Below are 18,944 nucleotides of genomic sequence, written 5' to 3' on the forward strand. Positions count from 1 at the left end.
GCATGCCCAGACCGCCCGACATGACGAAACATAGGGGTTTCCCTTCCGGCATGCCGGGCCACGGGCATCATTTCACGATCCGGCGGGCAAACGAAAAGGGGGCGACGCCGCTGAAACAGCTGCAGCGCCTCGCCCGCCCGGGCACGATCGAACACAAGGTGGATGCCGCCTTCCTGCATGCGCTCTGGCACCATTTCGGCTCTGAGCCGTTTGAGCGGGGCAATCTCGATGCCGGCCGGCTCAACCTTCTGTTCGGCCGCGAGGTCGTTCCGGCCGAGGGCGACTTCGACCCGACCTCCTACGATGCGCTTCTCAGGATCGACGAGAAGGTCGCCCGCAGAACGTTCCCCGAATCCTTCGACGACGTCATGGAGGTCTGATGCCGGCGCTCAAGAAAATCCTCGTCGCCAATCGCGGCGAGATCGCCTGCCGGGTCATCAGGACGGCCCGCAAGATGGGCATAAAGACGGTGGCGGTTTATTCGGACGCGGATGCCGAGGCGCTGCATGTACGGATGGCGGACGAGGCTGTTCATATCGGCCCGGCACCGTCGTCCCAGTCCTATATCGTCATCGACAAAATCCTTGAGGCGATCCGCAAGACCGGCGCCGATGCGGTCCATCCGGGTTACGGCTTCCTGTCGGAAAACGCAGCCTTCGCCGAGGCGCTGGAGAAGGCGGGCGTTGTCTTCATCGGTCCGCCGGTGAAGGCCATCCAGGCGATGGGCGACAAGATCACCTCCAAGAAGATCGCAGCCGAAGCCGGCGTCTCCACCGTTCCCGGCCATATGGGCCTGATCGAGGATGCGGAAGAGGCGGTGAAAATCTCCGCCTCGATCGGTTATCCTGTCATGATCAAGGCCTCGGCCGGCGGCGGCGGCAAGGGCATGCGCATCGCCTGGAACGACGCCGAGGCCCGCGAGGGTTTCCAGTCCTCCCGCAACGAGGCGAAGAACTCCTTCGGCGACGACCGCATCTTCATCGAGAAGTTCGTCGACCAGCCCCGCCACATCGAAATCCAAGTGCTCGGCGATCAACACGGCACCACACTTTATCTCGGCGAGCGCGAATGCTCGATCCAGCGCCGCAACCAGAAGGTCATCGAGGAGGCGCCATCGCCCTTCCTCGACGCCGAAACCCGGCGGGCCATGGGAGAGCAGGCCGTCGCACTCGCCAAAGCGGTCGGTTATTTCTCCGCCGGCACGGTCGAGTTCATCGTCGACGGTAGCCGCAATTTCTACTTTCTGGAGATGAATACCCGCCTGCAGGTGGAGCACCCGGTCACCGAACTCGTCACCGGCATCGATCTCGTCGAGCAGATGATCCGCGTTGCATCAGGCGAAAAGCTGTCGCTCAGTCAGGACGACATCAAGCTGAATGGCTGGGCGATCGAAAGCCGGCTATACGCCGAGGATCCCTACCGCAACTTCCTGCCGTCGATCGGCCGGCTGACCCGCTACCGCCCGCCCGCCGAAGGCCGGCAGGACGACGACACCGTGGTGCGCAACGACACCGGCGTCTTCGAGGGCGGCGAGATTTCCATGTATTATGACCCGATGATCGCCAAACTTTGCATCTGGGCGCCAGATCGTTTGACGGCAATCGACGCAATGGGCAAGGCGCTCGACGATTTCGAGGTGGACGGCATCGGCCACAACCTGCCCTTCCTGTCCGCCGTCATGGATCACGCTCGTTTCCGTTCCGGAAATATCACCACGGCCTTCATCGCCGAGGAATTCCCGGACGGTTTTTCCGGCGTGCATCCGGACCCGGCGGCGGCGAAAAAGCTCGCCGCCGTCGCCGTTCTGGTTCATCAGGCCCTGCAGGAGCGGGCCGTACAGATCTCGGGCACGATCGGCAACCATCGCCGGGTGATCGGCAGGGACTGGGTGGCGACGCTCGCTGGCTTCGAGGAGGCCGTCACGCTCGAAACCGGGCCTGATGGCGCCGGCGTCCGCTTTGCCGATGCAACGCAGCTTTCCGTCGCGAGCGGCTGGCTGCCGGGCCAGAGCCACGCCCGCTTCCATGTGGGCGGCGAGACGATGGGGATCAAGGTCAACCTCATCGGCTCCGCCGTGCGGTTGCGCTGGCGCGGCATGGACGTCACCGCCCGCGTCCGTTCGCCACGCGTCGCCGAACTTGCCCGCCTGATGCCGAAAAGACTGCCGCCGGACACCTCGAAGATGCTGCTCTGCCCGATGCCAGGCGTCATCACCTCCGTCTCTGTGAAAGCCGGCGACGCCGTCGAAGCCGGCCAGACGCTCGCGACCATCGAGGCGATGAAGATGGAAAACGTGCTGAAGGCCGAGCGCAGGGGGATCGTCAAGCATGTCACCGCCAGCCAGGGTCAAAGCCTGGCGGTGGATGAGCTGATCATGGAGTTCGAGTGATGGCCGAGAAGACCGTGAAAGCCGCAAAGACCGTCAAGGATTGGGAATCTCTGGCCGAGAAGGAGCTGAAGGCTTCGCCGGAAACGCTCGTCTGGCACACGCCCGAAGGCATTGACATCAAGCCGCTTTATACCGCCGAGGATGTCGAAGGCATCGATCACCTGAATTCGCTGCCCGGCATGAAACCCTTCGTGCGCGGCCCGCGCGCCACCATGTATGCCGGCCGGCCCTGGACCATCCGCCAATATGCCGGTTTCTCGACCGCCGAAGCGTCGAACGCCTTCTATCGCCGCAATCTTGCCGGCGGCCAGAAGGGCCTGTCGGTGGCGTTCGACCTCGCCACCCATCGCGGCTACGACAGCGACCATCCGCGCGTCGAAGGCGATGTCGGCAAGGCGGGTGTCGCGATCGACAGTGTCGAGGACATGAAGATCCTGTTCGACGGTATTCCCTTGAAGGACATGTCGGTGTCAATGACCATGAACGGCGCGGTCATCCCGATCCTCGCCTCCTTCATCGTCGCCGGCGAGGAACAGGGCTGTTCTCGGGCGGAGCTGTCGGGGACCATCCAGAACGACATCCTCAAGGAGTTCATGGTCCGCAACACCTATATCTATCCGCCCGAGCCCTCGATGCGGATCGTCGCCGACATCATCGAGTACACGGCCAAGGAAATGCCGAAGTTCAACTCGATTTCGATATCCGGCTACCATATGCAGGAAGCGGGCGCGACGCTCGTCCAGGAGCTCGCCTTCACGCTCGCCGACGGCCGCGAATATGTCCGGGCCGCACTCGCCAAGGGCCTCAGCGTCGACGAGTTCGCCGGCCGGCTGTCCTTCTTCTTCGCGATCGGCATGAACTTCTTCATGGAGGCGGCCAAGCTGCGCGCCGCCCGCCTTCTCTGGTCGCGGATCATGGAGGAGTTCAAGCCCAAAAAGTCCTCGTCGCTGATGCTGCGCACCCATTGCCAGACGTCCGGCGTGTCGTTGCAGGAACAGGATCCTTACAACAATGTCATCCGCACCGCCTATGAAGCGCTGTCGGCAGTGCTCGGCGGTACCCAGTCGCTGCACACCAATGCACTCGACGAGGCGATGGCCCTGCCGACCGATTTCTCGGCTCGCATCGCCCGCAATACCCAGCTGATTCTTGCCCACGAGACCGGCGTGACGAAGGTCGTCGATCCGCTCGCCGGGTCCTATTATGTCGAAAGCCTGACCAACGAGCTTGCGGAAAAGGCCTGGGCGCTGATCGAGGAGGTCGAGGCGATGGGCGGCATGACCAAGGCGGTCGCCGATGGCCTGCCGAAGCGCCTGATCGAGGAGGCCGCCACCCGTCGCCAGGCAGCTGTCGACCGGGGTGAGGAAATCATCGTCGGCGTCAACAAGTATCGGCTGGAAAACGAGGATGAGCTCGATATTCTCGCCATCGACAATACCGCGGTCCGCAAAGGCCAGATCAAGCGCCTGGAGGAAGTGCGGCGTCAGCGGGATCCGAAGCGCGTGGCGGCGGCGCTCGCCGTCCTGGAGGAAGCCGCTGAAACCGGCGAAGGAAACCTGCTGGAAGTGGCGATTGAAGCGGCTCGGGCTCGCGCCACCGTCGGTGAAATCTCCGACGCGATGCGCCAGGCCTTCGGCGACCACTCGGCTGTGCCGGAGGTCGTCAGCGATATCTACGGTCCTGCCTACGAGGACGATCCGGAATACAAGACGATCGTCTCGCGGCTCGGCAGCTATGCCCAAACGCTTGGCAGCAAACCGAAGATCATGGTCGCCAAGCTCGGCCAGGACGGCCATGACCGCGGCGCCAAGGTGATTGCCTCGGCGTTCGGCGATATCGGCTTCGAGGTCCTCGCCGGCCCGCTGTTCCAGACGCCGGAGGAAGCGGCGGATCTGGCCATCCGGGAAAAGGTCCAGGTGGTCGGCATGTCGTCGCTCGCCGCCGGCCACAGGACGCTTGCCCCGCAGCTCGTCGAGGCACTGAAGCAGAAAGGCGCCGAAAACGTCATCGTCGTGGTCGGCGGCGTCGTGCCCCGGCAGGATTACGACTACCTGATGGACCACGGCGTCGCCGCCGTCTTCGGCCCCGGCACCAATGTCCTCGACGCCGCCAATTCCATCATCGACCTCCTCGAAGGCAAGAGGCGCAATATCTGAACGCTACTTCGCCGCCAGCATCGCCTTGGCGCTATCGGCATCGGTAATCAGCACGTTGACGAGCCCGCTCTGCGCCACCGCCTGCAGAATCTTGCGCTTGTGCGCCCCGCCCGACGCGACGATGCGGCAACCGATTTTCCGGAAATCGTCCATCTCCGGGGCGAGAACCTGTCGGTTCAGCGGATGGTCGATCTCCTTACCCGTGGCGTCGAGATAACGGCCCATCAGGTCGCCGACCGCGCCGGCCTTCCTGAGGATTTGCTCGTTCATGCCCTCCGGCAGGCCGTAGCGGACTTGCAGCGATTGCTGCGACACGTCGCCGACGCTCAAGTAGGCGACATCCACCTCGCAGATCTGCTTGAACGTCCTCTGGAACACCGCCTGCGAGATGATCGCATCGCGCGATTCCGGGCTCTCGGCATAGATTGGCGCCACGAAATAGCGGCACTGGGCGTTCAGCACCTGGGCAAAGCCGCGGACGATCTCGAACGTGTTGATCTCCGACCCCTGCGTCAGGCCGCCCATCATGGAGCGGACCTTGATCTGCGGTTCGTTGAGCGAGGGGATGTGCTGGATCGTCTCGCGCAGCGTCGAGCCCCAGCCGACGCCGATCGAGGCGGGTTTCTGCGTCTGGATCAGCCGGCCGAGAAAACCGGCCGCCCCGCGCCCGAGCACCGGATGGAGAAGCGCCGGATCGGTCGGCGTCGGCACCACGACCGCATCCTGGAGGCCGAAACACTTGCGCAGTTTCGCCTCCAGTTCGACGCTTTCGACCAGCACGGAGTCGAAGCTGATCCGCACCACGCCGGTTTCCAGCGCCTCCGAGAGGATCTCGTTGACGCGCCGCCGGGTGATGTTCATCCGCTCGGCGATCTGCTGCTGGGTGAGGCTTTCCACATGATAGAGCCACGCCGCCCGCACCATCAGCTCACGATATTCCATTGCCACATCCTAAAAGTACCACATGTCACAATGAAGTAACATATGTAACATAACCCACATGTGTCATGGCTAACCCAGACTGACGGAGATGGCCAGAACGGAACAACATGCGGCGTGCGAAAGCCCCGGTCAGCAGGGATCGAAACATGGCGTCCTCCTCTATGGCTGGTACCAGTATCTCAGGCCGCTTCCTTTTTTTGTGATGGCGCCGCCGCTCCCGTCATCCTTCTGATGCAACGCTGGTTCACCAACGGTCCGGTTGATTCCAGTCAATAGAAACGAGGTATTTCCAATGACCCATCCCATCATCGTCGGCCATCGCGGCGCCCGCAATCTCTGGGCTGAGAACAGCCTCACCGGCTTTCGCAACCTTCTCGATCTCCAGGTCGAGTCGGTTGAATTCGACGTGCACCTCAGCGCCGCCGACGAACTCCTTGTCATCCACGACGCAACCCTCGACCGCACCACTGAGCGCTCCGGCCGGGTGGCGGATCTTGCCACCGGCGAATACCGCTCGGTGATCCTCAAGGGCACCAACGAGCACATCCCGACGCTCGAGAACGTGCTCGAAATCTACGCGCCAACCGGCCTCGAACTGCATGTGGAACTGAAGGCCGATGCCGACGGCAAGCCTTATGAAGGCTTGGAAGCCAAGGCCGCTGCCATGATCGACCGCTTTGGCCTGGCCGACAATTCCTTCCTGACCAGCTTCAGCGGCGAGGTCCTGAAGACGATCGGGGAGGTCGCGCCGCATATCCGCCGGCTGTCGTCGCTCAACCACAAATCCGTCCAGGCTCTCGGCCTGCGCCAGTCCGTCGAAGCCATGCTGTTGGTCTCCGACGTGCTGGCGATTGAAAAGGTGCTGCTGCTGGAAGAATGGGAACTGCTCTCCACGCTGGTCCCGGCCGAAAAGCTCGGCGTCTGGGTTCCGAACGAGCTGGAGGACCTGTCCTTCTGGCTGAAGCGGCCGCTGCGGCAGATCACCACCGATCGGCCGGACCTCGCCGTCAAGGCACGCGAAGGACTGTTCGATGCCGCTCATTGATCGGAGAGGTTTTCTGGCGGGTGGGCTGGCGACGGCTGCGATCTGGCGGCCGTTGGGGTCCGCGCGTGCGGAAAAAAACTTCAAGACCGATCCCTTCGCTCTCGGCGTCGCCTCCGGCGCGCCGAGAGCCGACAGTGTCGTGCTCTGGACAAGGTTGATCCTGGAGAACGCATCGGCCGCCACCTCCGCCGATCCCTTTGCCCCGGCACCTAAGCCGGTCCTTGATCCCATCGATGTGGAATGGATGGTCGCCGAGGACGAGGCTTTTTCAAAGCCGGTCCGGTCCGGCCTCTTCCGCGCTGTCCCCGAATTCGCTCATTCGGTGCATGTCGAAGTCACGGGTCTTTCGCCCGGCCGCTGGTATTTTTACCGTTTCCGCTCCGGCAATGCGGAAAGCCAGGTCGGCCGCACCCGCACCGCGCCGGCGGATAGAGTCGATACGCTCCGTCTCGCCTTCGCCTCCTGCCAGCAATACGAACAGGGGTTCTACAGCGCCTATGCCGACATGGCCGGCCGCGATCTCGACCTCGTCGTGCATCTCGGCGACTACATCTACGAGCGGAGTTACGGCGCGCAACTGGTGCGCAAACACCAGACCGGCGTGCCGTCTATGCTCTACGAATTCCGCGATCGTTACGCGCTCTACAAGTCCGACCCACAATTGCAGGCGGCACATGCCGCTTTTCCCTGGCTTGCCGTCTGGGACGACCACGAGGTCACCAACAACTACGCCAATGACCGTGCCCCCGATGCGCCGAACCCGGCCGAATTCCTCGCCCGCCGCCGCGCTGCCTACCAGGCATGGTTCGAGCACATGCCGGTCTCTCCGAGCCTTGCGGCTGGTTTCGATGCGCTGCGCATCTACGACCACTATCGTTTTGGAAACATGGCCGGGCTGACGCTGCTCGACACGCGGCAATATCGCTCGCCCCAGCTTGGCGCTTCGGCCAATGATGATCGGCCGGAACGGACCATGCTCGGCCCGGCGCAGGAGGAATGGCTGGGCAAGACGCTCGCCTCCAGCCGGGCGAAGTGGAACATCATCGCCCAGCAGACGCTGCTCGCCGAACGCGATACCAAGACCGGGCCGGCGACCGCGTACAATCTTGACGGCTGGGATGGCTATCGCGCCGCCCGCACCCGTCTGCTGGAGACGGTCCAGACCTCGGCGGTCGACAATCCGCTGATCATCGGCGGTGACCTGCACGCCTTCTACGCCGCCGATGTGAAGCGCGACTTCGCGGATGAAAAGGCGCAAGCCATCGCCAGCGAATTCGTCTGCGGCTCGATCACCTCGGACGCCCCGTCTGCCGCCAGCCTGGCGACGGCGCTAGCCGAAAACCCGCATCTCAGGTTTGCCTCGGACAAGCATGGTTATGCGATCATGCGTTTGAGCAAACGGTCGGCCGAGGTCGATTTCATCGGCATAACCGACCGCAAGCAGCAGAATTCCCCTGCTGCCGTTTTCCAGAGTTTTGCCGTCGCCGACGGTGCAGCCGGCGTCAATCGGCTTTGATGCCTCATCCCAAGTTGGACTTTCATGCAGATAGATCTCCTGATTTTCGATTGTGACGGTGTCCTGATCAACAGCGAGCCGATCGCCAGCCGCACGCTTGCAAAGGCCCTGCAGGATGCCGGCGCCGCGATCACCGCCGAAGAGGTGCTGGTTCGCTTCACCGGCAATTCGGCCAGCGCCATCCGCCGCATCTGCACCGAGGAGCTCGGCATCCAAGATCTGGACGCGGTTTTCGAGGCCTGGCATCTCGACATCTATCCGGAATTCGCCCGCTCGCTGGAGCCGATCCCCGGCATCGAGAAGCTTGTCCGTTCGCTGCCGCATCGCAAATGCGTCGCCTCCAACAGCTCGACGGACCGGCTGTCGAAAAGCCTCGGCCTGCTGCCGCTCTGGCACGCCTTCGCACCCTTCATCTTCAGCGCCGACATGGTGGCGCGGCCGAAACCGGCGCCGGATCTCTTCCATTTCTGCGCCGAAACCCTGTCCGCCGATCCGGCCCGTTGCGTGGTGATCGACGACAGCGCCCACGGGATCACCGGGGCGAGGGCGGCGGGCATGATGGCGATCGGCTTTGTCGATCCCGCCGACCCGCGACCGGGTCGGGCGAAAACCCTCGCGGAAGCCGGGGCCATTTTCGTGGCGACCGGTGCCGAGGAACTTGGAAAAGCGCTCGCTCGTCTGGAAGCCCCACTGACCGTGGAAGCCTGAGCGGCCACCTCGCGAACATCCCGAATAAAAAATCGCCGGTGTCATCCGCTTGTAAAACTCCGGCCCTAAGAAACCCCCAGCAAGATTGCACGGCTGTGCAAAAGGGGGTTGGATGGAACGGGACGGTTTTCTGGAACTACGCGGCATCGCCAGCCGTTATGGCGCCACGCAGGTTCTGACCGATATCGACCTGTCGATCGCCAAGGGCGAGTTCGTGGCGCTGCTCGGTTCGTCCGGCTGCGGCAAGACCACGCTTCTGCGCCTACTGGCTGGCTTCATCAGCCCTTCGGCGGGCGAAGTGAAGGTGCGCCATCGCGACGTGACCTACCTGCCGCCCGACAAGCGTGGCATGGCGCTGGTCTTCCAGTCCTATGCGCTCTGGCCGCATATGACGGTTGCCCAGAACATCGGTTACGGCTTGAAGCTGAAAGGCGTTCCGCGCCAGGAAATCGCCACCCGCGTTACCGCCATGCAGTCGCTGCTCGGCCTCGACGGGCTGGAGGCGCGCAAGCCCTCCGCTCTCTCGGGCGGTCAGCGCCAGCGTGTCGCGCTCGGCCGGGCGCTCGCCATCGATCCGGAAATCCTGCTGCTCGACGAGCCGCTGTCGAATCTCGACGCCCGTATCCGCCTGACCGTGCGCCACGAGTTGCGGGCGCTGCAGAAGCGTCTCGGCATCACCGCCATCCACGTCACCCACGACCGCGAGGAGGCCATGGTGATGGCCGACCGGATCGTCATCCTCAATGCCGGCAGGATCGCCCAACAGGGCACGCCGGAGGATGTCTATAACCGTCCCGCCTCGGCCTTCGTCGCCGCCTTCATGGGCGCGGAAAATGTGCTTTTCCTGAACGGTGCGCCGCAGGGCGACCAGTTTGCGATCGCCGCCGGCCCGGCCAATGCCGTCGGTGCCGTGCCGCTCCTCGGCCGCCCGCTGGCAGCCGGCCCGGTCGAAGCCCGTTTCCGCCCGGAGGCTGCCCGCCTTTTCCTGGCCGACGAAATCGCCGTGATCGGCCCCGGCATCACCTTCCGGGGTGAGGTTGCCGCAGTCAGTTATCCCGGCGGCCATTGGCGTCATGTGGTGCGGCTCGGTGAGAACGAGATCATGGCGGATGCCGATCGCGCCTTCGAGCCGGGCGCCCGCGTCGGCGTGTTCGTGCCCGCCGAGGCGCTGTTCCTGTTCAATTCGCCGGAGGCTGCTTCGGTTTCACCCATTTCCCGGACGTCGTCCGGGAAAGTCCACGCCTGACCTTTCGATATCTCTGCCTTTTCAACCCACGGAGAAGCACCCATGAAGAAGTTGTCTTACGCAGCCTTCGCCGTCGCTTTCGCGGCCCTTCCGGTTCACGCCGAAGAACTGACGGTTGCGACCGCCGGCGACCAGAACATGGTCGATTACATCAACCAGTATCTCGGCCCGCTTTTTGAAAAGACCTATCCGGGCAACACGGTTCGCGCCGTCGGCACCGGTCCTGGCGATGCCGGTTCGCAGAAGATCCTGGAGCGTTTCGACGCCCATTCTGCCGCCAAGTCCGACAAGTGGGACGTTGACGTCGCCGTCGTGCATGAGAAGTTCGTCGGCCCGATGGTCACCAAGAACTACCTCGACAAGTATCGCGCCGACATCGAAACCGGAAAGCTCGTCACCCGCGCCAACGCCAAGATGGCGCTCGGCGCCAATGTCGACGGCTATGTCATGCCGATGTTCAACAGCCAGACCGCGATCGCCTACAACCCGGCGCTCGTTCCGAACCCGCCGAAGTCCTATGCCGAACTCGCGGACTGGGCCAAGGCTCATCCGAAGCAGTTCGGTTACAACGGCATCAAGGGCGGCGCGTCCGGCGTCTCCTTCGTCATGGGCTGGATCTACGCCTTCGGCGGCGGCGACGCCAACACCCTGATGAACGGCCCGTTCAAGGAAGAAGAAACCAAGAAGTGGGACGCTGCCTTCAAGAGCCTCGCCGACTTCACCACCAATGCGACGCTGACGCCCGGCAATGCCGGCACGCTCGACCTGCTGTCGCGCGGCGAAATCGCCATGGGCCCGGTCTGGGTCGACATGTTCTACTCCTGGCAGGCCAATGGCCAGCTGCCGCCGACCATGAAGCTCGTCCTGCCGGCTCCGGGCATGCCGGGCCAGCCGATGCACTACGTCCTGCCGGAAAAGGCTGCCCACAAGGCCCTGGCCGAGAAATTCATCGCTCTCGCCACCAGCCCGAAGGTCCAGGCCGAAGGCATCGTCAAGCGCTTCAACTGGTATCCGGGCATCGACGCCGACAACGTCAAAAAGGAGCTGGACGACGCGACCTGGAACAAGCTGTTCGTCGACATCTCCCCGGCTGACCTTGCCGCCAAGGGGAAGCCCTTCCCGATCGCGCCTTACAACACCGCGATCCTCGAAGCCTATGAGAAGTCCGTGAAGTAATTTGAAAAAGGCAGTCTGCTCGATCGAGCGGATTGCCGCTTCAATGCGAAGATCGTGAGGCTCCTCTTCTCCCCGCTGGGGAGAAGAGGGAGGACTGCGGCGCTCACTTCGCAAGAACCTGAACGTGGTCGCCCGCTTGGTGGCGGTAGGCCCCAAACTCATCATCTTTGGTCGAACCATGCCAAAACGCCTCCTCGGTCTCCTCCTCGTGCTGCCGGCACTCGCGGTGATCGCCCTTCTCTTCATCCTGCCGCTGATCATGTCGGCGGTCGGCGCCTTCCAGGTGGAGGGGGCTTTCGGCTGGGGCAATTTCACCAAGACCTTCGACCTCTACACCAAGGACATCATTTTTACCGTCGTGATCGTCAGCCTGTCGACGGTGCTGATCGGCATCGCCTCGATTGCGATCGGTGGTTATCTGACGCTCGGTGAACATCCGGTCGCGGTCGCCATCCTGCGCTGGCTCTATCGCTGGCCGATGTTCATTCCCTTCATCGTCGTCGGCCAGATTCTCCGCACGTTCCTCGCCAAGAACGGCATGATGAACAACACTTTCATCAATCTCGGCCTGCTGACCCCGCTCGATGCGGTGAGCTTCCTCGACTGGCGCGGCATCGTCATCGCCTTCGTCTGGAAGCAGACGCCGTTCGTGGCGCTGCTTGTCGCCGGCGCCATGGCCTCCATCAACCGCGACACGATCGAAGCGGCCCGCAATCTCGGCGCCTCCCGCCTGCGCCTGTTGCTGGAGATCGTCGTACCGCAGGCGGCGATGACGCTGACCGTCGGCCTCATCCTTTCCTTCGTCACCATGATGTCGGTTCTCTCGGTGCCGCTGATGATCAACGCCCAGTCGCCTACCATGCTGACCGCCGACATCGCCTTCCGGGTCAATTCCTACGGGGATTACGGCGTTGCCAACGCGCTTGGCCTGATCTCGCTCGTGCTCGCCTCCTCCGTCGCATGGATCTATCTGCGCGCCAGCCTCAAGGAGCGCGCATGACCGCCGCCCATAATCCCGCCGCCCGCTATCCTCTCGCTGCTCTCTGGTGGGTGCCGCGCGGCATCGTCTTCGGGCTGATGGCCTTCTTCATCTTCGGGCCGCTCTTCAACCTCATGCTCTGGACGGTGGCGGAGAAGTGGTATTTCCCCTACAGCCTGCCGCTCGAATATGGCTTCAGTTCCTGGGCAAAAGTATTCGCTCCACGCGGCGGAGCGATGGAGTCGCTCACCAATTCGCTGGTCGTGGCGCTGCTCACCGTCGTCGTCTCTCTGGCTCTGGCGATCCCGGCCGGTTACGCGCTAGCGCGGCTGAAGCTGCCGTTCCGCGGCCTCATCCTGCTCGCATTCCTCATTCCGCAGGCGTTTCCGAACCTGACGGTGTATGTGAACATCGCCCGCATTTTCTACGAGATCAGGCTCAACGGCACCATTCCGGGCGTCGTGCTGGTTCACGTCTCGCATGGCTTGGTCTATGCAGTGTGGATCGCGACGGCCGCCTTTTCGGCGATCGACGCGGAGCTCGAACAGGCGGCCCGCAATATCGGGGCCGGCGCCTTCCGGGCTTTCCTCGATGTGACGCTGCCGCTGGCGGCACCCGGGCTGATGGCGAGCGCCATCTTTGTTTTCCTGGAATCGCTCGACGAATTCACCGGCAGCTATTTCGTCGGTGCGCCGGACGTGAACATGCTGCCGCTGCTGCTCTATACGACCGCTGCCGGCGGAAATTATCAGATCGCATCGATCACAGCCCTCTTGCTGCTCGTCCCCTCCCTGGTGTTCATGTTGATCGTCGAGCGATTCCTGAAGGCGGACGTCCTTTCGCGCGTGGGGCATTGAGCATGAAGGACGAAAAACGGATGCGCTTCGTCAGCGCCGAACAGGTCGCTCGCCTCGCCGGCGTCTCCCGTTCGGCCGTCTCCCGCACCTTCACGCCCGGCGCGAGCGTAGCACCGGCGACGCGGGAAAAGGTGCTGCGGGCGGCGGAAGAACTCGGCTATCACGTCAACGACCTCGCCCGCGGCGTGCTCGCCAACCAGAGCCGGCTCGTCGGCATCGTCGCCACCAAGCCGGAACTCGGCTTTCGCGCCCACCTGACGGCAGCACTTGCCAAGGCGCTGATCCAGCGTGGTAGCATCCCGATCCTCATCAATACCGGACAGGCGGAAGAGGAATTGCTGGCCGCCCAGAAAATGTTGATCGGCCATCGCGCCGAGGCGACGATCATCCTGTCCGGCTCGCCGCCCGCAAGCTTTTTCGAGCTTGCGCAGCGCAACGGCCAGCCGCTGGTGGTGATTGGCCGGTCCGAGCCGGATGCCGATCACGTCCGCGCCGGCAATTCCGAGGCGTCCCGCAAGGCCGCCAATGCCTTTTTCGAGGCCGGCCGGCGGCGCCTCGCCGTCGTCGGTTCGCAATCCGGGACGCCGAGCATCGCCGAGCGTGAAACCGCCTTCCTGGCGGCGGCGCGGGCGCTCGGTGCCGAGGTGCGATCCGCCGGAGGGCCGGATTCGGATTACGACAGCGGCATCGCCGCCGCCCGCGAACTGTTTGCCGGCAGCGAAAGTCCGGACGCCATCTTCTGCGCCAACGACCAGATCGCCTTCGGGGTGATGGACTTCATCCGTATCGAGGCGAAGCAGCGCATTCCGGAAGACGTGGCGGTGATCGGCTTCGACGACGTGCCGGAAGCGGCCTGGCTGAGCTACAGCCTCACCACCTTCCGCCAGGACCCGGTCACCATGGCGTTGCGGGCCGTCGAGCTTCTTGAGCGGCGGCTGGAAAACCCGGACGCTTCGCCGGGTTACGAGAGGGTCATCCCCGAACTGGTCCTGCGAAAGAGCTTCGTCCCGGTTTAAAGCTTCAGCAGCTTGCGGGCGTTTTCCTTGAGGATCAGCGGCCGCACTTCGTCCTTGATCGAGATCGCGGCAAAGTCCGCCATCCAGCGGTCCGGCGTGATCGCCGGCCAGTCGGAGCCGAACAGCATTTTGTGCTTCAGGATCGAGTTGGCATACTGCACCAGGATCTGCGGAAAGTACTTTGGAGACCAGCCGGACATATCGATATAGACGTTCGGCTTGTGGGTCGCGACGGAAAGCGCCTCCTCCTGCCAGGGGAAGGAGGGATGCGCGAGGATGATCGGCATGTCGGGGAAATCCGCCGCCACATCGTCCAGATAGATCGGGTTGGAATATTTGAGCCGCATGTTCATACCGCCGCGCATGCCGGCGCCGACGCCGGTCTGGCCGGTATGGAACAGCGTGATCGCGCCTTCTTCGGCAATCGCCTCGTAGAGCGGATAGGCCATCCGGTCGTTCGGATAGAAGGCCTGCATGGTCGGGTGGAACTTGAAGCCCTTGACGCCGAATTCCCGGACCAGCCGGCGCGCCTCGCGGGCGCCCATCTTGCCCTTGGCGGGGTCGATCGAGGCGAACGGGATCATGATGTCGCTGTTTTCGGCGGCGATCATCGCCACTTCTTCGTTGTTGTAACGCCGGAAACCGGTTTCGCGCTCGGCATCGACCGGAAAGATCACGCAGCCGATCTTGCGCTCGCGGTAATAGACGGCGGTCTCGTTGACCGTCGGCAGCATGCCCTTGTGGCCGGCCGGGTTCTTGAAATATTTGGCCATGCCGGCCTGGAATTGGTCATAGCCGTCGTCGCGCGGGCCGCAGCAGGGTTCTTCCGCATGGGTGTGGACGTCGATGGCGATCAGCTCGTCGATGTTCAAGGTTCGCTCCTCCCGATCCTTAAATTCAGCCCAGGCCTACGAATTTCCGTAGCAGGGCCGTCAGTTGTTGGCGCTCGTCACCGGTAAGGTTGGCGCCGACAGAGTCTTCATAGGTGAAGAACCACTGGCTCGCCTGCTCGACCCTCGTGACAGCTTCCGGGGTAAGCGTGATCTCCACGGCCCGGCGATCGCCATCCGGCACCTTCCGCGAAACAAGGTTCTGATCCTCCAGCGCCCGGATGAGCTTGGTCATATGGGCACGTTTGATCATCAGCCGTTGGCCGAGCACGCTTTGGCGGATGCCGGGATTGTGGAGAATGACCCAGAGCACGGAGAATTCCCCAGGCTTCAGATTATGCTCACCGACCTCTTCGAAAAAACGCTCGTAGATCTTGAGCTGCGCCAGCCGCATCAGGAAGCCGAGCGCCGAATTGAGCCGGTCGAGTTCGACCTCGTCTGCCGTACGGATCGGCATGTCCATGGGCGTTTCCCCTTATGCCGAACCCGGTGCCTTCAGCCGCGCGGCGCGTTTTTCCAGGAAGGCGCGCAGACGCTCTTCGGCCTCCGGGCTGGTGGCGGTGAAGGAGGCAATGAAGGATTCGACGAAAAGCCCGTCTTCCTTGGCCATGTCCTGGATCCGCGGCAGCGCGTTGATGACGGCGTAATTGGAGATTTCCGCGTTGCTGGCGGCCGCTTCCGCAAGCTCATGCGCTTTCTGCCGGGCCATGCCCTTTTCGACGACGTATTGCGCGAGGTTCCAGCGCTCCGCCTCTTCCGCCGAAGCGACGCGGCCGGTCAGCATCATGTCGGTCATGCGCGCAACGCCCATCAGCCGGGCAGCGCGCACCGAGCCGCCGCCGCCAACGAAAATGCCGCGCTGGCCTTCCGGCAGCGCGAAAAAGGCGGATTTGTCGGCAACGCGGATATGGGTGGAGGATGCGAGTTCGAGCCCACCGCCGACCACCGCGCCATGCAATGCGGAAATCCACGGGATCGTGCCGTGCTCGATGCCGGCAAATACCGCATGCCAGCGGCGCGAACCATGCACGCCCTGGATCGGCGTTTTCTTGACGTGTTCGGCAAGGTCGAGCCCGGCGCAGAAGTGATCGCCATGACCGAACAGCACGACGGCTTTCGCCTCGCTTTCGGCGCGCGCCACAGTCTCGGCGATCGTTTCGACGAAACGGTCGCTGATCGCGTTACGCTTTTCCGGGCGGTTGAGACCTATATGGGCAACATTGCCCTTGAGCTCATAGGTCACGAAGCTGGTTGCCGTCTGATCGGCCATGTTATGCATTCTCCTCCAGCAACGGACGCTCCCCAGCCCGTCATCAGTTTTTGATCGTTTACAGGGAGATTGTTTCTTTGTAAACAAATTTTGGGAGCCCGAGAGGGAGCACTGACGTCTGGGAGGAGAAGTCATGAGCGGAAAACCTGTGCGTGACGTGAAGCTGTGGTCGCCTGTGGTCGGCTGGGAAGAACGGCCGAACGGCGAATTCGTGGTCTGGCGTGAGGATCCGCTCGGCCCTTATCCCGACAAGCTCAACGAGCGGCTGATCCACTGGGCAAAAACCGCACCCGACCGAACCTGGATGGCGGATCGCGAAGGCACCGGCGAGTGGCGCAGGGTGAGTTTTGCTGAGGCGCTGGATCAGGTGCGGCGCATCGGCCAGTTCCTGCTGGACATGAAGCTCTCGGCCGAAAACCCGCTCGTCATCCTTTCGGAAAACTCCATCGAGCATGCGCTGATGGCGCTCGGCGCCCAGCATGTCGGCATCCCTTCGGCAGCGATCGCGCCGGCCTATGCGACCATCTCCTCCGACTTTTCCAAGCTGCACGATATCGCAAAACAGATCACCCCCGGCCTGATCTTCGCCGACGATGCGGGAGCCTTCTGCAAGGCCGTCGATACGGCATTCGGGGCGGATGTCCCCTTTGCCGGGATGCGCAACCTGCCGGAAGACCGGCCCAACACCTATCTCCTCGACGATATCCTGAAGACGGAGCCGTCTTCTGCCGTCGACAAGGCTTTCGATGCAGTCGGGCCGGATACGGTGGCGAAATTCCTGTTCACCTCGGGCACGACCGGTTCGCCCAAGGCGGTCATCCAGACCCAGCGCATGCTCTGCTCCAACCAAGAAATGGTGACCGACTGCTATTCCTATTTCCGCGACGAGCCGCCGGTTCTGGTCGATTGGGCGCCCTGGAACCACACCGCCAGCGGCAACAAGGTCTTCAACATCGCCATCTACAACGGCGGCACATATTACATCGACCGCGGCAAACCGAGCCCGGCTCTGATAGGTCAGACGATCGCAAACCTGAAGGAGATCTCGCCGACCTGGTATTTCAACGTGCCGGCCGGTTACGAGATGCTGATCCAGGCGATGCGCGAAGACGAGGGGCTTCGCAAGACCTTCTTCAAGGACCTGAAGCTGCTGATGTATGCCGGCGCCGGCATGGCGCAGCACACCTGGGACGCGCTGATCGAGCTTTCGGAAATGACCATCGGTGAACAGGTGCCGCTCGGCACCGGCATCGGTTCCACGGAGACCGCCCCATTCGCGATCTTCTGCACCGACCCGCAGGAAAAACCCGGCAATATCGGTGTCCCCGGCCAGGGCGTCACCATGAAGCTGGTTCCGATCAACGACAAATACGAGCTTCGCCTCAAGGGCCCGAACGTCACCCCAGGCTACTGGCGAAACGAGAAGCTGACGAAAGAAGCCTTCGACGAGGAAGGCTTTTACCGGATCGGCGACGCGGTGAAATTCGCCGTGCCCGGCGATCCGCGCCAGGGGTTCTATTTCGACGGCCGCACGGCGGAGAATTTCAAGCTGCAGACCGGTACCTGGGTGGCGGTCGGGGTGCTGCGCGCCCAGCTCGTCAACCAGTTCGGCGGGCTGATCCGCGATGCGGTCATCACCGGCGAGAACCGGGCCGAGCTCGGGGCGCTGGCGGTTCCCTTCATGCCGGCGCTGCGGGAGCTGGTCGGTGGCGAGGCAGGCCTTTCCGACGAGGCGGTGGTTGCCCATCCGAAGGTGAGGGCGGCGATCGCCGAGCGGCTGAAGGAACACCAGCGCCAATCGAGCGGTTCGGCGACGCGGGTCATGCGCATGATGCTGATGACCCAGCCGCTGCGTTTCGAAAAGGGCGAGGTAACCGACAAGGGCTCGATCAACCAGCGCGCCGTGCTCGCCCATCGCGGCGACCTCGTCGAGGAACTGTATGGGGATGCGCCGGGCGTGATCAAGGTTAGCAAGGAGCGGGCGGCATGAGGATCGAAGGAACGAGCGCTGTCGTCACCGGCGGCGGATCGGGACTGGGCGAGGCGACGGCTCGGCTGCTCGCAAAGCTTGGCGCCGTGGTGCATGTCTTCGACCGCAACCAGACGGCGGCCGAAAAGGTCGCGGGCGAGATCGGCGGCGTGGCGCTTTCGGGAGATGTGACGAGCGAGGACGATGCTGCGAGAGCCCTGGATGTTGCGGCGAAAGCCGGCGACGGTTTGCGTATCCTCGTGAACTGCGCCGGCATCGGCACGGCGGGGCGGATCGTCGGCAAGAACGGTCCGATGCCGCTTGCCGATTTCGAGCGGGTGATCCGCGTCAACCTGATCGGCACGTTCAACATGCTGCGTCTTGCCGCGGATCGCATGACGGGCCTGCCGGAGCGGGAGGACAAGGCGCGCGGCGTGATCGTCAACACGGCTTCCGTCGCGGCTTTCGAGGGGCAGATCGGCCAGGCGGCCTATGCGGCCTCCAAGGGCGGCATCGTTTCGCTGGCCTTGCCGGCGGCGCGCGAATTCTCCCGCTTCGGCATTCGCGTCAATACGGTGGCGCCCGGCATCTTCCTGACGCCGCTGCTCTACGAGCTGCCGCAGGAGGCGCAGGACAGTCTTGCTGCCGCCATCCCCTATCCTTCGCGACTGGGCGCCCCCGGCGAATTCGCCGATGCGGTGCGGTTTGTGATCGAGAACCAGTATATCAACGGCGAAGTGATCCGGCTTGACGGCGCGCTGCGCATGCAGCCGCGGTGACCGATC

17 protein-coding genes are annotated in these 18,944 nt (G+C 63.3%); 13 read left to right on the top strand and 4 right to left on the bottom strand.

Annotated elements, in window-relative coordinates; all coding sequences use genetic code 11:
- Positions 1 to 2: 2 nt before the first annotated feature.
- Genes ABCW43_RS28290 through scpA form a run of 3 tightly spaced genes read left to right on the top strand, consistent with a single transcriptional unit; the run spans position 3 to position 4,545 of the window.
- Positions 3 to 380, top strand: a complete 378-nt coding sequence (locus ABCW43_RS28290) for a hypothetical protein (protein ID WP_345930664.1) — start codon at positions 3 to 5, stop codon at positions 378 to 380.
- Positions 380 to 2,389 (top strand): acetyl-CoA carboxylase biotin carboxylase subunit, encoded by a 2,010-nt coding sequence (locus ABCW43_RS28295; RefSeq protein WP_345930665.1) that lies wholly within the window; start codon positions 380 to 382, stop codon positions 2,387 to 2,389. Before ABCW43_RS28290 ends, ABCW43_RS28295 begins: the two co-directional genes overlap by 1 nt.
- A 14-nt stretch (positions 2,390 to 2,403) precedes the next feature.
- Positions 2,404 to 4,545 carry a methylmalonyl-CoA mutase gene (scpA, locus tag ABCW43_RS28300; protein WP_445739020.1) on the top strand — a complete coding sequence of 714 codons (2,142 nt, stop codon included), beginning with the start codon at positions 2,404 to 2,406 and terminating at the stop codon, positions 4,543 to 4,545.
- Positions 4,546 to 4,548: 3 nt separating this feature from the next.
- On the opposite strand, the gene ABCW43_RS28305 is transcribed toward scpA, so the two are convergent.
- Positions 4,549 to 5,487 (bottom strand): sugar-binding transcriptional regulator, encoded by a 939-nt coding sequence (locus tag ABCW43_RS28305; RefSeq protein ID WP_345930667.1) that lies wholly within the window; start codon positions 5,485 to 5,487, stop codon positions 4,549 to 4,551.
- Between the two features lie 292 nt (positions 5,488 to 5,779).
- Here ABCW43_RS28305 and ABCW43_RS28310 point away from each other — a divergent pair, with 292 nt between their 5' ends.
- From ABCW43_RS28310 to ABCW43_RS28345, 8 genes are all read left to right on the top strand, one after another.
- A complete protein-coding gene (locus ABCW43_RS28310) occupies positions 5,780 to 6,532 on the top strand; it encodes a glycerophosphodiester phosphodiesterase family protein (RefSeq protein WP_345930668.1) in 753 nt (250 codons plus the stop codon).
- Positions 6,519 to 8,048 carry an alkaline phosphatase D family protein gene (locus ABCW43_RS28315; protein WP_345930669.1) on the top strand — a complete coding sequence of 510 codons (1,530 nt, stop codon included), beginning with the start codon at positions 6,519 to 6,521 and terminating at the stop codon, positions 8,046 to 8,048. The genes ABCW43_RS28310 and ABCW43_RS28315 overlap by 14 nt, the downstream gene beginning before the upstream one ends.
- A 24-nt stretch (positions 8,049 to 8,072) precedes the next feature.
- Entirely contained in the window at positions 8,073 to 8,756 is a 684-nt protein-coding gene (locus ABCW43_RS28320; RefSeq protein ID WP_345930670.1) for an HAD family hydrolase, read from the top strand.
- Between the two features lie 112 nt (positions 8,757 to 8,868).
- The gene (locus ABCW43_RS28325) at positions 8,869 to 10,002 is read left to right on the top strand and encodes an ABC transporter ATP-binding protein (protein ID WP_345930671.1); all 1,134 of its coding nucleotides are present in this window, start codon (positions 8,869 to 8,871) and stop codon (positions 10,000 to 10,002) included.
- Positions 10,003 to 10,044: 42 nt separating this feature from the next.
- Positions 10,045 to 11,178, top strand: coding sequence for an ABC transporter substrate-binding protein (locus ABCW43_RS28330; RefSeq protein ID WP_345930672.1), 1,134 nt, complete (start codon positions 10,045 to 10,047; stop codon positions 11,176 to 11,178).
- 178 nt (positions 11,179 to 11,356) lie between these two features.
- Positions 11,357 to 12,178, top strand: a complete 822-nt coding sequence (locus ABCW43_RS28335; protein ID WP_345930673.1) for an ABC transporter permease — start codon at positions 11,357 to 11,359, stop codon at positions 12,176 to 12,178.
- Positions 12,175 to 13,014: an ABC transporter permease gene (locus tag ABCW43_RS28340; protein WP_345930674.1), complete on the top strand. Its 840-nt coding sequence runs from the start codon at positions 12,175 to 12,177 to the stop codon at positions 13,012 to 13,014. The genes ABCW43_RS28335 and ABCW43_RS28340 overlap by 4 nt, the downstream gene beginning before the upstream one ends.
- 2 nt (positions 13,015 to 13,016) lie before the next feature.
- The gene (locus tag ABCW43_RS28345) at positions 13,017 to 14,030 is read left to right on the top strand and encodes a LacI family DNA-binding transcriptional regulator (RefSeq protein ID WP_345930675.1); all 1,014 of its coding nucleotides are present in this window, start codon (positions 13,017 to 13,019) and stop codon (positions 14,028 to 14,030) included.
- On the opposite strand, the gene ABCW43_RS28350 is transcribed toward ABCW43_RS28345, so the two are convergent.
- The 3 genes from ABCW43_RS28350 to ABCW43_RS28360 are packed head-to-tail and all read right to left on the bottom strand — an operon-like array spanning position 14,027 to position 16,190.
- Positions 14,027 to 14,902 carry an amidohydrolase family protein gene (locus ABCW43_RS28350; RefSeq protein ID WP_046602797.1) on the bottom strand — a complete coding sequence of 292 codons (876 nt, stop codon included), beginning with the start codon at positions 14,900 to 14,902 and terminating at the stop codon, positions 14,027 to 14,029. The genes ABCW43_RS28345 and ABCW43_RS28350 overlap by 4 nt on opposite strands.
- A gap of 25 nt (positions 14,903 to 14,927) precedes the next feature.
- The gene (locus ABCW43_RS28355) at positions 14,928 to 15,383 is read right to left on the bottom strand and encodes a MarR family winged helix-turn-helix transcriptional regulator (protein WP_345930676.1); all 456 of its coding nucleotides are present in this window, start codon (positions 15,381 to 15,383) and stop codon (positions 14,928 to 14,930) included.
- 12 nt (positions 15,384 to 15,395) lie between these two features.
- On the bottom strand, positions 15,396 to 16,190 hold the full coding sequence (locus ABCW43_RS28360) for a crotonase/enoyl-CoA hydratase family protein (RefSeq protein WP_345930677.1): 795 nt from the start codon (positions 16,188 to 16,190) through the stop codon (positions 15,396 to 15,398).
- Positions 16,191 to 16,323: 133 nt separating this feature from the next.
- Between ABCW43_RS28360 and ABCW43_RS28365 the strand changes: the two genes are divergently transcribed.
- Positions 16,324 to 18,180, top strand: a complete 1,857-nt coding sequence (locus ABCW43_RS28365; protein ID WP_345930678.1) for a feruloyl-CoA synthase — start codon at positions 16,324 to 16,326, stop codon at positions 18,178 to 18,180.
- Positions 18,177 to 18,938: an SDR family NAD(P)-dependent oxidoreductase gene (locus ABCW43_RS28370; protein ID WP_345930679.1), complete on the top strand. Its 762-nt coding sequence runs from the start codon at positions 18,177 to 18,179 to the stop codon at positions 18,936 to 18,938. The genes ABCW43_RS28365 and ABCW43_RS28370 overlap by 4 nt, the downstream gene beginning before the upstream one ends.
- The last annotated feature ends 6 nt before the right edge of the window (positions 18,939 to 18,944 follow it).

The sequence above is a fragment of the Neorhizobium tunisiense genome (genome assembly GCF_039631515.1).
Taxonomy (GTDB): Bacteria; Pseudomonadota; Alphaproteobacteria; order Rhizobiales; family Rhizobiaceae; genus Neorhizobium.

Bases quoted from the DNA above. Each gene is read 5' to 3' on its own strand.
- ABCW43_RS28355 (WP_345930676.1), bottom strand. From the start codon at position 15,383: ATGGACATGCCGATCCGTACGGCAGACGAGGTCGAACTCGACCGGCTC.
- ABCW43_RS28295 (WP_345930665.1), top strand. From the start codon at position 380: ATGCCGGCGCTCAAGAAAATCCTCGTCGCCAATCGCGGCGAGATCGCC.
- ABCW43_RS28340 (WP_345930674.1), top strand. From the start codon at position 12,175: ATGACCGCCGCCCATAATCCCGCCGCCCGCTATCCTCTCGCTGCTCTC.
- ABCW43_RS28330 (WP_345930672.1), top strand. From the start codon at position 10,045: ATGAAGAAGTTGTCTTACGCAGCCTTCGCCGTCGCTTTCGCGGCCCTT.
- ABCW43_RS28335 (WP_345930673.1), top strand. From the start codon at position 11,357: ATGCCAAAACGCCTCCTCGGTCTCCTCCTCGTGCTGCCGGCACTCGCG.
- ABCW43_RS28315 (WP_345930669.1), top strand. From the start codon at position 6,519: ATGCCGCTCATTGATCGGAGAGGTTTTCTGGCGGGTGGGCTGGCGACG.
- ABCW43_RS28325 (WP_345930671.1), top strand. From the start codon at position 8,869: ATGGAACGGGACGGTTTTCTGGAACTACGCGGCATCGCCAGCCGTTAT.
- ABCW43_RS28320 (WP_345930670.1), top strand. From the start codon at position 8,073: ATGCAGATAGATCTCCTGATTTTCGATTGTGACGGTGTCCTGATCAAC.
- ABCW43_RS28290 (WP_345930664.1), top strand. From the start codon at position 3: ATGCCCAGACCGCCCGACATGACGAAACATAGGGGTTTCCCTTCCGGC.
- ABCW43_RS28345 (WP_345930675.1), top strand. From the start codon at position 13,017: ATGAAGGACGAAAAACGGATGCGCTTCGTCAGCGCCGAACAGGTCGCT.
- ABCW43_RS28360 (WP_345930677.1), bottom strand. From the start codon at position 16,190: ATGGCCGATCAGACGGCAACCAGCTTCGTGACCTATGAGCTCAAGGGC.
- ABCW43_RS28310 (WP_345930668.1), top strand. From the start codon at position 5,780: ATGACCCATCCCATCATCGTCGGCCATCGCGGCGCCCGCAATCTCTGG.
- ABCW43_RS28365 (WP_345930678.1), top strand. From the start codon at position 16,324: ATGAGCGGAAAACCTGTGCGTGACGTGAAGCTGTGGTCGCCTGTGGTC.
- ABCW43_RS28305 (WP_345930667.1), bottom strand. From the start codon at position 5,487: ATGGAATATCGTGAGCTGATGGTGCGGGCGGCGTGGCTCTATCATGTG.
- ABCW43_RS28370 (WP_345930679.1), top strand. From the start codon at position 18,177: ATGAGGATCGAAGGAACGAGCGCTGTCGTCACCGGCGGCGGATCGGGA.